The following is a 14095-nucleotide window of genomic DNA, read 5'->3' as shown; positions in this document are numbered from 1 at the left end:
GTAAAGAATATTGAAGATGATAACTGGACGAAGAATTATAGTTATTACGATACCAAAGGAAGAGTAATAGGAACCCATTCCATCAATCATTTGGGCGGGTATACCAAAACAGAATCCAAGTTGGATTTTGCAGGAGTACCTCAAATTGTCATCACCCGCCATAAAAGGCTGGAAACTGATACAGAAAGAGTGATTACAGAGAATTTCGAATATGACCATCAGAACAGGTTGCTTGTACACAAACATCAGATAGATAACAACCCTGTAGAAATCCTTACCCAGAATACATACAATGAACTTTCCCAACTGGAATCTAAAAAAGTAGGAGGGATTGCAATAGGATCTCCGCTTCAGCAGATGGATTATAAATACAATATCCGTGGGTGGCTGACTCAGATTAATGATCCTTCTACTCTGAATGGAAAGCTATTTGGTTATGCTTTAAAGTATCAAAACCCGTCAATTCCCACAACCTCCACTCCACAATATGGAGGGAATATCTCGGAAGTTCATTGGAAAACTCCTGATGATGATATCTATAAAGTATATCATTATGCATATGACAAGTTAAATCGTTTAAACTCCGGAGTGTATAGGGAACCTTATACAACAGTACCAGATAAATCATTTTTCAATGAAGAAATGAATTATGATTTGAATGGGAATATTACCCGTCTTTGGAGGACAGGTAAAAGTAAGTCGAATACAGTATTGCTTGTAGATGACCTTATTTATGCTTATCAGGGAAACAGATTACAAAATGTAACAGATGACACACAGAATAAAGCAGGTTATGAAGGAGGTGGTAATTTGATTGACTATGATATGAATGGTAATATGATTAATATGAAAGATAAAGGAATTCAAAGTATCAGCTATAATTACCTGAATCTTCCTGATGGAATTACCATTAAACAAGCTAATATTATAGGAGGTGTAACTACTACCGGCATTAGCCATCTTTATCGTGCAGACGGAGTGAAACTTCGTAAATTTTTTAGACAAACAGGTTTTAAAGCAACTCTAACAGAAAATATAACAGACTATCTTGATGGCTTTCAATATAGTTTTACCGGCAATGGGGAGCTATGCTTAGAGTGCAGAACAGAAACAGCTTACGAGGAACAGGCATACGGAAAAATTATTAATCCAATATCTCTTTCTAATTCTAAATGGCTACTGGATTTTGTACCCACTTCAGAAGGTTTTTATAGTTTCACAGAAAATAGGTATATTTATCAGTATAAAGATCACTTAGGAAATACGAGAGTAAGTTTTGCTAAAGATGGTTCAGGTGCTCTTGAAGTTACGGATGTTAATAGCTATTATCCTTTTGGATTAAATCATATAGGTGGACTGAAAGGGTTAATAGATGGGTATAAGAGCTATAAGTACAACGGGAAGGAGCTTCAGGAAACAGGGATGTATGATTATGGCTGGAGAAACTACATGCCAGACTTGGGAAGATGGGGAGTTATTGATCCAATGGCAGAGAATATGCCAAGACATAGCCCGTATAATTATGCTTTCAATAATCCGATAAAATATATAGATATAGATGGCTTAGCTCCAGGTGGACCAGGAGACCAAGGGGATGGAAAAACGATTGATGTAGGAGAAGTTATAATTACTGTAAGAAGAAAGGTAGATAGTTTCTTCACTAGATTAGGGAATTATTTTAGTAGACAATTTAGTCCAAAAACCAATGCTGATAAATATGGAGGCCTGAACTCTTATCGTCAATGGCAAGCCAGCCCTTTTTATAATGAAGGTGAGACAAAAATGGACAGAATATTCCGGTTGATGGGCAATAGCAAGCGAGAGGAAATGCTAGAATTTGGTGGTGGTGGTTATAATATGTTTGGTGGCTATGGAAGAGTATTAAGTACCGAAGCTAAAGTTTTAAATGAGGCACAAACTATTCTTAAAGAAGAGAAAACTCTTAGGAAAATTTTTGAGCTAGGAACTGGCCAGGAAGTTAAAATAGGTGGAAGAACAATTGTTGTTGAACCAGAAGCTCCAATGTCGGGTCTTACTCTTTTTGAGGAAAATGCTTTTGTTCTTGGTAAAGATGCCTTTAGTTCTCCTTTAGAATTAAGAAAAACTCTATTGCATGAATTGTATAGATTGAATACTAGTAACTTAAAAGGACAGAATACAACCCAAGGAGCGGTAACTGGGGAAACTAAAGCAGCTTTTGACTTTGCGGAGCAAAATGCACAAAAATTAAAATAATATGGGAGTTTTTATAATTAAAAGAGTTTTTACCTTAAGCTATAAAAAGAAATTAGTTGTAGCTGGAGTAATAAAAGATATTGATAAAAAGAATATCAATAAATCTAATAGTTTATTAATTAGTGAGGATACAAAGCTACCTATACAAGAGCTCAATGAAGTACTTATAGAAGATGTGGTTTACCAAGCATTTACTTTTGATTTAGATACGTTAGATACCATTTTATTACAAGATATTATGAAACTTAAAGAAGGATACGAGCTTGAAATAATTTAAATCTACTTTGTAATTAAGTAATACCAAAGCCACTCAAACGAGTGGCTTTGTTGTTTTATAAAATGCTTTGCAGCTTAGTTTGTTTAAGGAACGCATCAAGGAGAGCGAAGACATGTTGTCTGTCGTTCTCTTTTAGTTTTTGGATATCAAGGATTTTTGAGACGATATTTTTTTCCAAAAGAACATCCGTAGAACCTACGAGATAATCCAAAGAAACTTCCAAAACTTCCGTCAGTTGCGTTGCCATCTCAATGGATGGTTTTACTTCCTCACGTTCATATCTTCCGATGACAGCACCGTGAACACCTACAAGTTTGCCCCCTACGCTGCCGCACGAATCTTTCGTGGCATTTCTATTAATACCTAAGTTCGAGAAACTACACAAATACATCCCCCAAATAATTGCCTCAACTCGCATAAACTAATCCATCCTTATATAAAATAAAACCCCTGCATACGGCAGGGGTCTTTGTATTATATTTTATTGTTGTCTTGAAATATAGATTTATCTCTCAATCAAAATATTTTTAACAAGAGTTTGATCTCCCACTTTTAAAATTCCAACATAAACACCTCTTTCCAGAGCTGAAACATTAATTTTTGTTTCATTATTCACTTTCAATAGGGTTCTTCCTGATACATTGGTTATTTCAAAGGTGAAATTGGAAGCTTTATCCGGTAATTCAATATTTAGGATGTTATTGGCCGGGTTAGGGTAGAGCTTCACGTTTTCTAATCTATTTTGTGAAACTGATTTATTCACTGCTAAAGTGGTAGAGGCTGTTGCAAAATGCTGCAAAGCTCCCACTGTAGCCTTTCCAATATTATAAACATAAACAGGATCTACATTGGCAAAAGTATCTTTGGAACTGTGTGGAAAAGTACTTCTTATTCTTTCAAAAAAACCGGTAATGATTTCACCTTTCTGTTCAAAAGGAATATAATCAGTATCTGCAGCTGGGTCTACGGCAGTCTGAAGTGGAGAGTAAAGGGCCGTACAGTTTCTAAGCTGTTGTGTTACTGCTGCTGAAGCTGCATTATTACTGGAAAGGCCTCCCTGATCTTCGTCACAGTACACCGTATTATTGTTATTTCCTTTTACACCACCTACCTGATCCAGGTTGAAGACCAGCTTTATATCCAGTTTGCGAACTCCGTTTTGATAAGCTACATTATTAACGTAATGAGAACTCCCAATCAGCCCTTGTTCTTCTCCGGAAAAGTGAATAAACTTAATAGAATACTCTGTAGGAACATTTTGTAATATTCTGGCTGCTTCAAGAATAATAGATGTCCCACTGCCATTATCATTAACTCCAGGTCCGTTAATGGTATCAAAATGACCACAAATAATCACATACTTGTTAGGATAAAGGGTTCCGGTCTTAGTAATGATTAAATTTTTTGAAGTTGCTGATCCATAGGTGAAAGGGCTTTCTGTAATCTGGCTGGCCGTATAACCATAAGCAAGATACTTGTTTTTGATCCAGTTTAAGGCATTGGTATTGGCTTGAGTTCCCGTCTTTTTAATCCCAAAACTACCGAAATCCTGAAGATTCGTTGTAATGTTGGTTTGGGTTACCATATCAGCCCTGTCCTTATAAGCCTGAATAAAAGTTTGAGCACTAATGCTCTGCGCAATTATTGAAGCGCATAAAAGAGTGGTAATTCTTTTCATATATTAAATTTTTAAATGGTATTGCGAATATAATAAATAAATCACAACGAAGTGTTTAAAATTTTATGGTATCCATAAAATTTTATCATAAAACTAAATAAGTAGAAGGATAGTAATGTTTATCTTGTTTAATATTAATAATTTAAACAATAAAAAACCTCTTTGAACAATTCAAAGAGGTTAAGTATCTAAATAAATGCTTTAAAATAGGTAGAATTATCTGGCAATAATGACCTTTCTTACCACAGTCTTGTCGCCAGTTTTTATAATTCCAACATAGGCACCGTTTTCAAGGCTTGAAATATTAACTTTAGTTTCATTATATGTTTTAAATAAAGAACGTCCTCCAAAATCAGTAATCTCAAAACTGAAACTCTTTATGTTAGAATCCGGAAATTCAATATTGATGAAGTCCTTTGCCGGATTAGGATAGATTTTTATAGATTCTAAAGAGTTTTTGGACACTGATTCTTGAGTTCCTAATGTTTGTGTTGTAGCAACAGCAAAATGCTGTAGTGCTCCTACAGCTGCTTTTCCTATCTTATAAATGTATTCAGGATCTGTATTGGCAAAAGTATCATTAATAGTATGTGGATAACTACTTCTTATTCTTTCAAAAAAACCGGTGATAACTTCCCCTCTTTCTTCAAAAGGAATATAATCAGTATTTTCGGCAGGATCAACAGCTGTTTGAAGGGTAGAGTACAAAGCTGTACAGTTTCTTAGCTCTTGAGTTACCACAGCAGAAGCAGCATTATTTCCCGGAAGGCCTCCCTGATCTTCATCACAATATACCGTATTATTAATATTTCCCATTACACCTCCCACCTGATCTAAGTTGAAAACTAGTTTAATATCCAGAACACGATTGCTTCCCTGATAAACAACATTATCAACATAGTGATAACTGCCTAAAAGCCCTTGTTCCTCTCCTGAGAAATGAATAAATTTAATAGAGTATTCAGTAGGAATTGTTCTTAAAATTCTTGCCGCTTCCAGAATAATGGAGGTACCACTGCCATTATCATTAACTCCAGAGCCGGTAATACTATCAAAATGCCCACAGATAATAACATATTTATCAGGATATACTGTTCCCGTTTTAGTGATGATTAAATTTTTTGAAGTTGTATTTCCATAAGGAAAAGTATCTTCTGACATTTGGCTGGCGGTATATCCGTAAGAAATATATTTATCTTTAATCCAATTGAGTGCATTAGCATTAGCTTGAGTCCCTGTTTTTTTTAATCCCAAATTGGCAAATGCCTGCAGATTGGTAATAATATCTGTTTGAGAAACCGCATCAGCTCTGTTTTTATAGGCTTGAATAAAACTTTGTGCACTAAGGCTATATGAAGCTATGGTGATTAATAAAAAAGAAGTGATTTTTTTCATCGAGTGAATATTATAGGACTAAATAATACATTAGTATAGGAACTGAGACCCGTTTATGATTATTTTTCAATGATAATCTTTCTGGTGATATGGCTTCTGTCTGTTTTTACAGAAATCATATAAACGCCATTAATCAATTGGGTAGTATCTATTTTATTTTGATTTTCAGAATGAAGCACTGTATTTCCGGTCATATCGGAAATTTCAATATTGAATTGCTTAGTCTTTTGTGGAAACTCTACAGTTAGCTGGTTCTTTGCCGGATTAGGATAAATATTTACAGCCTCTGATATTTTCTGTCCCGTACTTTCCTGGGTTCCAAGAGCATTATTGGTAGTAGTAGCTACCGCAAAATGTTGTAATGCTCCTACAGCTGCTTTACCTACATTATAAACGTAGACAGGATCTATATTCGCAAAAGTATCGTCCACGCTGTGTTCATTCTCACTTCTGATATATTCATAAAAGCCGGTAATGGTATAACCTTTGGCTTCAAAAGGTATATAATCTGAACTATAAGCGTTAGATGTAAAAGTTTGAAGTGGAGAATAAAGACCTGTACATACCGCCAACTCCTGTGTAACCGCAGCTGATGCCGCATTATTCCCAGACATTCCACTGATGTCTTTTTCACAAGTGATTGTATTGTTATTGTTTCCTAACTGACCACCTACCTGGTCTATATTGAGAACCAGTTTAATATCTAATGTACGTGTATTTCCTTGATAAGCAATGTAATCTGCATAATGATAACTTCCTTTTAGCCCTTGTTCTTCTCCCGAAAAATGAATAAACTTTATAGAGTATTCAGTAGGAATATCTTTTAATATTCTGGCGGCTTCTAAAAGGATAGAAGTACCACTGCCGTTATCACTTACTCCAGGTCCAACAATCGTATCAAAATGTCCACAGATAATTACATATTTGTCAGGATAAACAGTTCCTGTTTTAGTAATCACCAAATTTTTAGAACTCGTACTATTTCCACCAAAAGTAGTATAAGTAAAAGGGTCTTCCTCAATCTGGCTGGCAGTATATCCATAAGAAATATATTTGTTCTTCAGCCAGTTCAGGGTATTGGTATTTACAGGGGATCCGGTAGTTTTTACCCCAAGATTTTCAAAATCAGTAAGATTGTTCGTGATGTTTGTTTGGGAAACCATATCCGCTCTGGTCTTATAGGCCTGAATAAGATTCTGGGCTCCGATATTCTGCAACGCTAAGGAGGTAAACAAAAAAACAGCTATTTTTTTCATTTATTCAATTGAATTAATTTTCAGTTGCTAATATAAGAATTAATAGTGATTTTATATTGTTAATCGGCGTGATTCATTTGTATTTAATTGATTTTTTAATAATGATATAACCTGTAATATTATTTAATCTTAAAGTTAATTTTATTTTCATCTAAATATCATTTCAACCTTATATTTTACATTTAAGGTAAAAGATATTGAATACCGATGTTAAATCATTGAATAGGGTAAAAGAAGGGATATATAAATAAAAAATCCCGGGCAAAACCCGGGACTATATTGATAACAAAAATAGTATTCTACATTATTTTACTTGATCTACAACAGCTTTGAAAGCTTCAGGGTGATTCATTGCTAAATCTGCTAAAACTTTTCTGTTAAGCTCAATGTTGTTCTTTTTAAGAGCTCCCATAAATTGAGAGTAAGACATTCCGTGCTCTCTAGTTCCCGCGTTGATACGAGTGATCCAAAGTGCTCTGAAGTTTCTTTTCTTCTCTTTTCTACCACGGTAAGCATATTGCATTGCTTTTTCTACCGCGTTTTTAGCTACAGTCCAAACGTTCTTTCTTCTTCCGAAGAAACCTTTAGCTTGCTTAAAAATTTTCTTTCTGCGAGCTCTTGAAGCTACCGCATTTACTGATCTTGGCATAATTTAATTGTTTTTTTGAAAAGGGCGGCAACTAATGTTACTCTTATTTGCACCGTTTCAGGGTTAAAATGATGAATTTGTTTGAATTCTTATAAACCGAATATAGATTTATAAAAACTACTTAATTGCTAATTGACGTTGAACGCTTTTCTCGTCCACTTTAGCTACGTAAGAAGTGCTAGTAAGATTTCTCTTCTGCTTAGTTTCTTTCTTAGTTAAGATGTGGCTTTTGTAAGCGTTTTTTCTTTTGATCTTACCTGTTCCAGTAAGAGCAAAACGTTTCTTAGCACCTGATTTCGTTTTTAATTTTGGCATTGTTCTGCTTTTTTATTGTTTTTGTTATCAATATCTGTTTATGGTTTCCTAAAGACATTAGGAATAATAGTTTGCAAAAGTACAAAAAAAATATCAATATTTCCTTTCCAGAACAAGACTTTCTAAAAACATATTGTTTTTGAGGGTAATTCTGATACTTGAAGAAGCTTTGAAAGTGTATCCTGGGAGAGTATAAGCTCCGAAAAACGTAGTGTATTCTAAAATATAGCTGATAATCGGGATTGTATTACTCTTTGCTTCTTTCTAATATTGATGAATATTTCGGAGTATGAAAACAATAGTATGCAGTGTCTTTTTTATGTTCACATCATTTGCTTGTACACAGGAAAAAAGAGATAATTCTCAATTAGCATCTTCAAAAATAAAAACCATCAATAGCGTTCCCTTTTTAACTCAACAGAATGAGTTTATTTATGTGGATAAAACAAATCTGAAACCAGTCAATAATCAAAAATATCAAAGTGCATCTCTGTTTACTGTTACAGGTTTTGCTGTTGTTATGAATGAAAAAAATGAATATGCTGTAATAGATGAAAGTGGAAAAATAGTGTTGGGTTTTTCAGCTGAGGAAATTAATTTAAATGTTGTAAACGGGCTTACGTTTTATAAAAAAGATATTGAATATGAAAAGAAAATGCCGGTATGGAAATGGGACTGGAATATCATGGGAAGTGGCATTAAAAAAGAACAGACCTATCATAAAATAGAGATTGGAATCTTAGAGAGTAAGCAAAGCTTACTTCATGAAGACATTCCGTACTTAGAGGATAATTATTATCTCAATTTTATTGCTGTAGATGAAAACCATATATTTTGGAATGGAACTCTATATGGAATCAAAAAAAATGGTTTAAGTAAAATAGAAAATAATATTGTTGAGCTATTGGAGAATAAACGTTTTATTAAAGCTTCAAATGCAAACTTTTCAATATACGGATTGGATCAGAAAAAAGCCATTCAAAGCAATTTGACAGGTTCTGAAACCCTTTCAATACAATTCGGAAAAGAAACCATAGTACTGAAAGACGTTAATAAAGAACGTTATGAACCGGAAGTCCCTAAACTTTTAATAGATAACAAAACCAATGATATTTATCCTTTTCCACAGTATGAAAAGGTATTTCCAAAAGAAATTACAAAGGCAACTGCTTCACAAATCGATTTCATAAAAAAAGCTTCTTTAGTATATTCTATCACCAATTCTCCTTATTTTTTACTAGGTGTTTTTAATTACGATCATGAGATTTGGGCATACGACTGGCTTTATATCGATATCAAAGGAAATGTTACAGATTCCATTGGTTCCTACGATTTCAAAGTGTTAGATCAGGTCGGGAATCTGGTTTGGCCCGATAGAAAAATGATTTTACCCAATCAATACGTTGACAAAAACTGGAAATTCGGTAAAATAAATTATTATACAGGCATGAATGACACCTATCTTATCCGAATTGAAAACGAAAAACAATTGAGAACCATGGGCTTGTGGAATAGTTTTCAAAAAGCCTGGGAGATAAATCCTGAATACTATAATATCTCGGTTTTAGATACTGAAAAACAGATGTATGCCCTTCAGAAAGATCAGGATGGATCATATATACTTTTCGACAATAAGAGTAAAAAAAGCATTGGCTCAAAAGCTTACCAATCCATTAATTCGGATGGTTTCGTAAGTATTAAGTCTGGTTCAGGACAAACTATTTACTATTATATTGATATTTATTCCGGAAAGGAGTATAAAGAATGATGTAGCGTTTTTAGTAAACCGAGTTGGTTAAAGAAATTAAGTAAAAGTGGGCCGGAAGCTGGAAGAATGAGGCTGGAAGTTCCTCTCAGTGATCATTAGTGACAGACAGAACACAAGGAAATTAAAAAAGACAAACAGTTATTCTATATGACTTCTATAACTCCCTTCTTCCAGCTCCCAGCTTCAGGCCTTTCACACTAACCTAAATATTAAAACATGTTTTGATATATCAGATTAGAGGTCAAAAACCACTATTATCAGGGATATTTTGAGCCAACAGCTTTGATTATCTTTAACTCAAATATTTATTAAAGATAAGAGGGTGAAACATTTCGTGATTTTAACTTCACTTTTTGCCCTTTTGGGCTGTAAAGGCAATGCTCAAAAATTGCAGGTTACTGCTATTTACACAGAACCCAAACGGATTACAAAAGAAATTCCCGAAACAGGTAAAATTCATACCTATACAACTCGTAAGGCGGTTACAGAACGCTTTAATCCCATAATTTTCATGCTTTCCAAAAATGCTGAAGCACTACAGTTTCGGATACAGGGAAATATAAGTTCCGGTGGACATACGATTCATCAGGTGAAGAAAATTCGTTTTGAAAGAGGAGAACAAAGTGGGAATTCTATTACGCTCAAGTATTATGTGGAAATCAAAAAGAAGCCCGGGAAAGAAAGTGCAAATATACAGGGATACAATTATACACAGGATGAAATTTACAAAATTCCGGGTGATATTAAAATCATAAGAATAGAATTGTATGAAGAACAAATTAATGATCCATCAGACACAAAATCCAAGCTAGTTGCTCAACAAACGTTTAATTTCTTTGCCAAAATTTAAATGCTGAAAAAATATGGTGATGAAGTTGAAGGTATCGTCTTTTACTTAAGCATTCCGGGAGAGCCCATTATAGAAAAAGACAGTGCATTGGTCATCAATAAGAAAAGCAATAAAAAGTTAAAAGAATTATTGGATAGTTTATCTGTTTAAAAGAAGTATTTATCAAGGTTGTATTTAAACTGTCATCAGGGTTTTATGGTATACAAAGACCGCATTTTGATATTTTTGCCACTGAAAATAATGCTGAATTAAATTCAAATAATATGAAAAAAGAATTAATAAACCCGCCATCGGATGAACGTGATCGAGAATTATGGATGCAACATGGGGCCGGATATATTGTTTTCGAAAATATCCGGAAATATGCCATCAATAAAATCCCATCAGAAGCAGACAACATACTTAGGGAAGCTCATATAAAAGCCATAGACAACACTATTTACGGAATGATGATGCAAATGGACGGAATTTTTGATTCGTTGGAAAATGAAAACTATCGCTTAGCATTACAAACCAATATTGTTTTGTATAAAGATGAAGAAGTGATTGAAGAGCTGAATACCCTTGATGGTGATGGAATGTGCATGGGATTCCATGGGTGGATTGAAAACGATTTTGGAAGTGATGAAATTGTAACGAGTATATAATTTTAAAGTTTAAAACCCACCAATCACTAAAAAAGACGATCTAAAGATGAATCTTACTTCAGAACAACAAAATTTCATAAATACTCATTTCTATGAAGGCATCCCACGAGAAGAGCTGAATGAATCAAAACTCAAACAATTAAAAACTTCAGAAGAATTACATTATCTCGCCACTCATCACAATTGGGATGATGGAGTAAAAGTCTTACAATGGATTGCAGAAAGTCCCGTTTGCAGTGAAGCCACTGCTTTAGAACTCTTCTGGCTGTCTCAGCCACAGGATTTTCAGTACTATAAATTAGATCAAACACTCAAAGATGCATCCCAAAATGAGGTGTTTATCTTGTTAAAAACGCTTCTGGAAAACTATCCCAATAACTTTTATCAAAAAACAGAGATTCAGTTTGACCCTGCGCCATTGTATGAGGATGAATTCATTATTCCGGACTGGATTTTTCAAAAAACAAATGGCGAAGAAGCCTATATCTATTACGAAAAGGATGATGTAGATGTGTGGTTTGACAGAGAATGGGAAAAGAATATCCGAGAGGCTGAATCAGCGATTGAACTATTCAACATTGCCAATTTTATAGATGAACCGGAATATGCAGCTCAGATCTTACAACGCCGGTTATGTGATAAAGGGACTGCAGTACTGATATTCTGGAGATTGTATACCGAATGTTCTGCATATACCTATACAAACACAATGCTGCAGGGCATTATCAATAATATTGTAAACAACAAGTATCCTGAAGTATTGAGCTACAACCCTCAAACCGACGAGAAAGTTAAGTATAAAAAGAAAAAAATAGCTTGGGAAGTTCCGGACATCTTTAGAAAAACTGTTTAAAACATATGTATGAATACATTACAAGACTTAGAGAAGAAATTTAATTTTACTTATCCCGAGTTGTATAAGCAGTTATATGATGACGGAATGATCATTGACGATTGGGATACTAATATTCCTTTTTCTAGACTAAAAGAAAATCCTCCTTTGCTTTTATTTGGAAATGATATCGAAATTTGGGAGCCAATTTCTTATCGTGAGGGAATTAGGGAAATGATTCATCACGAGATTTACGACATCAGCCCAAAATACCGAATGGTTCCTTTTGCCGGAAATGGAGCTGGTGATATGTATGTTTTTCAATTGGATATGCAAGTGAATGGGGAAGTTCCCATTACTTTTTTTCGGCACGACTCAGATGCTGAAATTCTAGCTAAAAATCTTCAGGATTTTATCTTTAGACAACTTTTGGAATCTTTAACTGAAATGGATGAAGATTCTATGTTTTATGAGGATTCCGAAGAAGAAATCAAACAAAATCTACATAATCAGCTAAAGACACATCGTAAGTATTTAAAACCAGAACAAGTTGAAATTCTGGAGAATCTTTACCAACGTGATATTTTTGAATATACCTACAGAAAACCTAACGGGAGCGAGTTTAAAAGGGAAGGGTTACTCACTTTTGATGAATTTGAAAAACTCATTAAACAGGAAACAGCATTTGAAAAATTAAACACAAAATTTGCTTATTGGGAATAGAGTAGCTGACTCAATAATTATAAAAACTATGATGAAAAAGAATGTTAATTTCCCGTTTCTGGGCATCCTGGTGACCCTGACATTAGAAGAAACTCACTTCGGTGGAGATAACCTAATTGATAAGCCTTATAAAAAGGATAATACCGTAATGGATTATATCGGGTGTTTAGAAGTTCACAGCATGTTTTAGTGCAGCGTCAAGGTTTGGAACCTTGACAAGGCTAATAAAAACGAATGAATGATGACTATCTCATCTTTCGAATATTTATTTTGAAAATAATGATAATGTTTTGAAATGGCTCAATGAAATATCTACCTATCTGAAAGAATCTAAAACATAAATAATGGAAGAATGGCATAAGCAAAATCTTGAGAAACTAATAAGTAGAATAGTTGACCAATTTTCGTACTTATACAAAAAATGTACAGAAAATAATGATGAAATATATGGAATGACTATTCATGCTAATTCATTTTGTACAACTTCATATATGGCAGTTGCTGCACATAATCAATTAAAAAAAGAAGAAGATATTGAGCTAAAGTGGCAACTTGATGAATGGGTGATTACTGTTGATGATGGTATGTATGCTGATGATTTCTTAGATCAATTTAATAAGGATATGAGAGAATATTTTGGAGAAATAATGCTGCCAAAAATTCAAAATGGTGCTGATGAAAAAGAAGAGATTGAAAAAAACATACAGTTTTATATAGTAGGAATGAAAGAAGCTAAAGAATTATTAGTTACTATTTTAGGTTTAGAGATTGAGAATATTGTATTTACTGTATCGGTAGATGAGCATCCTGATGTAGCATTACGTTCGGCATTAGCAATAAATGTATATTCCGAGTTACTACGTGAATTTGTTGAATATAAAAATGAGAATAGCTAAAAACAAAATTTTTTAATTGGGTCAATGGAACAATGGTATAAAGAAAATATTGAAGCACTAAGGCACAAAATTATTGATGAATTTTCATATTTATATAATAAATACAGAAAAAAAAATCAAAGTATTTATGCAATGGTTTTGAAGTTAAACAGGAAAGCAACGGTTGCGGCAATGTCTGTTTCTACTTTGGGGAGCTTAACAAAACAACACTATAATTTAAAATGGTTACCAGAAGAATGGACAATGTCAATTGTTGATGGGATTTTTGCAGATGACTTTTTAGATGATTTTACTAAAAAAATAAATGAATATTATGGGGATGTCATTGTACCTAAAATTCAAAGTGGTGCTAACAAAGAAGAAGAGATTGAAAAAAACATACAGTTTTATATAGTAGGAATGAAAGAAGCTAAAGAATCATTAGTTAATATTTTAGGTTTAGAGATTGAGAATATTGTATTTATTGTATCGGTAGATGAGCATCCTGATGTAGCATTACGTTCGGCATTAGCAATAAATGTAGATTCTGAGTTGCTACGTGAATTTATTGAATTTAAAAGTGAGAATAGCTAAA

General features: G+C 33.7%; 17 protein-coding genes. 11 read left to right on the top strand and 6 right to left on the bottom strand.

What is annotated here, in order from left to right; translation table 11 throughout:
• Together BLS98_RS12395 and BLS98_RS12390 are read left to right on the top strand one after the other, a co-directional pair.
• Positions 1 to 2235: RHS repeat domain-containing protein (locus tag BLS98_RS12395; protein ID WP_139166108.1), on the top strand; the 2235-nt coding region annotated here is incomplete at its 5' end.
• Position 2236: 1 nt separating this feature from the next.
• Positions 2237 to 2512, top strand: coding sequence for a hypothetical protein (locus tag BLS98_RS12390; RefSeq protein WP_089736805.1), 276 nt, complete (start codon positions 2237 to 2239; stop codon positions 2510 to 2512).
• A 55-nt stretch (positions 2513 to 2567) separates the two neighbouring features.
• On the opposite strand, the gene BLS98_RS12385 is transcribed toward BLS98_RS12390, so the two are convergent.
• The 6 genes from BLS98_RS12385 to rpmI form a co-directional block, all read right to left on the bottom strand.
• A complete protein-coding gene (locus BLS98_RS12385; protein ID WP_228425144.1) occupies positions 2568 to 2897 on the bottom strand; it encodes a helix-turn-helix domain-containing protein in 330 nt (109 codons plus the stop codon).
• A 120-nt stretch (positions 2898 to 3017) separates the two neighbouring features.
• A complete protein-coding gene (locus tag BLS98_RS12380) occupies positions 3018 to 4190 on the bottom strand; it encodes a M28 family peptidase (RefSeq protein WP_089736804.1) in 1173 nt (390 codons plus the stop codon).
• A 216-nt stretch (positions 4191 to 4406) separates the two neighbouring features.
• Positions 4407 to 5585 (bottom strand): M28 family peptidase, encoded by a 1179-nt coding sequence (locus BLS98_RS12375; protein WP_089736803.1) that lies wholly within the window; start codon positions 5583 to 5585, stop codon positions 4407 to 4409.
• 59 nt (positions 5586 to 5644) lie between these two features.
• Positions 5645 to 6841, bottom strand: coding sequence for a M28 family peptidase (locus tag BLS98_RS12370; RefSeq protein WP_089736802.1), 1197 nt, complete (start codon positions 6839 to 6841; stop codon positions 5645 to 5647).
• 304 nt (positions 6842 to 7145) lie between these two features.
• The gene (rplT, locus tag BLS98_RS12365; protein WP_034694451.1) at positions 7146 to 7490 is read right to left on the bottom strand and encodes a 50S ribosomal protein L20; all 345 of its coding nucleotides are present in this window, start codon (positions 7488 to 7490) and stop codon (positions 7146 to 7148) included.
• Positions 7491 to 7607: 117 nt separating this feature from the next.
• Positions 7608 to 7805 carry a 50S ribosomal protein L35 gene (gene rpmI, locus BLS98_RS12360; RefSeq protein ID WP_034694453.1) on the bottom strand — a complete coding sequence of 66 codons (198 nt, stop codon included), beginning with the start codon at positions 7803 to 7805 and terminating at the stop codon, positions 7608 to 7610.
• A 289-nt stretch (positions 7806 to 8094) separates the two neighbouring features.
• Here rpmI and BLS98_RS12355 point away from each other — a divergent pair, with 289 nt between their 5' ends.
• The 9 genes from BLS98_RS12355 (at position 8095) to BLS98_RS12325 (ending at position 14094) form a co-directional block, all read left to right on the top strand.
• On the top strand, positions 8095 to 9573 hold the full coding sequence (locus BLS98_RS12355) for a hypothetical protein (RefSeq protein WP_089736801.1): 1479 nt from the start codon (positions 8095 to 8097) through the stop codon (positions 9571 to 9573).
• Positions 9574 to 9895: 322 nt separating this feature from the next.
• Entirely contained in the window at positions 9896 to 10423 is a 528-nt protein-coding gene (locus BLS98_RS12350) for a hypothetical protein (RefSeq protein ID WP_228425147.1), read from the top strand.
• Entirely contained in the window at positions 10424 to 10573 is a 150-nt protein-coding gene (locus BLS98_RS23310) for a hypothetical protein (protein ID WP_167356213.1), read from the top strand. It begins immediately after the preceding gene.
• Positions 10574 to 10686: 113 nt separating this feature from the next.
• Entirely contained in the window at positions 10687 to 11070 is a 384-nt protein-coding gene (locus tag BLS98_RS12345) for a hypothetical protein (protein ID WP_089736799.1), read from the top strand.
• 46 nt (positions 11071 to 11116) lie between these two features.
• Positions 11117 to 11923: a DUF4274 domain-containing protein gene (locus BLS98_RS12340; protein ID WP_089736798.1), complete on the top strand. Its 807-nt coding sequence runs from the start codon at positions 11117 to 11119 to the stop codon at positions 11921 to 11923.
• 9 nt (positions 11924 to 11932) lie between these two features.
• Entirely contained in the window at positions 11933 to 12625 is a 693-nt protein-coding gene (locus tag BLS98_RS12335) for an SMI1/KNR4 family protein (protein WP_089736797.1), read from the top strand.
• A 28-nt stretch (positions 12626 to 12653) separates the two neighbouring features.
• A complete protein-coding gene (locus tag BLS98_RS23305) occupies positions 12654 to 12815 on the top strand; it encodes a hypothetical protein (RefSeq protein ID WP_167356212.1) in 162 nt (53 codons plus the stop codon).
• Positions 12816 to 12969: 154 nt separating this feature from the next.
• Positions 12970 to 13521, top strand: coding sequence for a DUF4303 domain-containing protein (locus tag BLS98_RS12330; RefSeq protein WP_089736796.1), 552 nt, complete (start codon positions 12970 to 12972; stop codon positions 13519 to 13521).
• A 24-nt stretch (positions 13522 to 13545) separates the two neighbouring features.
• Positions 13546 to 14094 carry a DUF4303 domain-containing protein gene (locus BLS98_RS12325; protein ID WP_089736795.1) on the top strand — a complete coding sequence of 183 codons (549 nt, stop codon included), beginning with the start codon at positions 13546 to 13548 and terminating at the stop codon, positions 14092 to 14094.
• The last annotated feature ends 1 nt before the right edge of the window (position 14095 follow it).

This window comes from Chryseobacterium jejuense (genome assembly GCF_900100075.1).
Lineage (GTDB): Bacteria > Bacteroidota > Bacteroidia > Flavobacteriales > Weeksellaceae > Chryseobacterium > Chryseobacterium jejuense.
The sequence above is the reverse complement of the archived record's forward strand: the minus strand, read 5'-3'. Positions and strand labels throughout refer to the sequence as shown.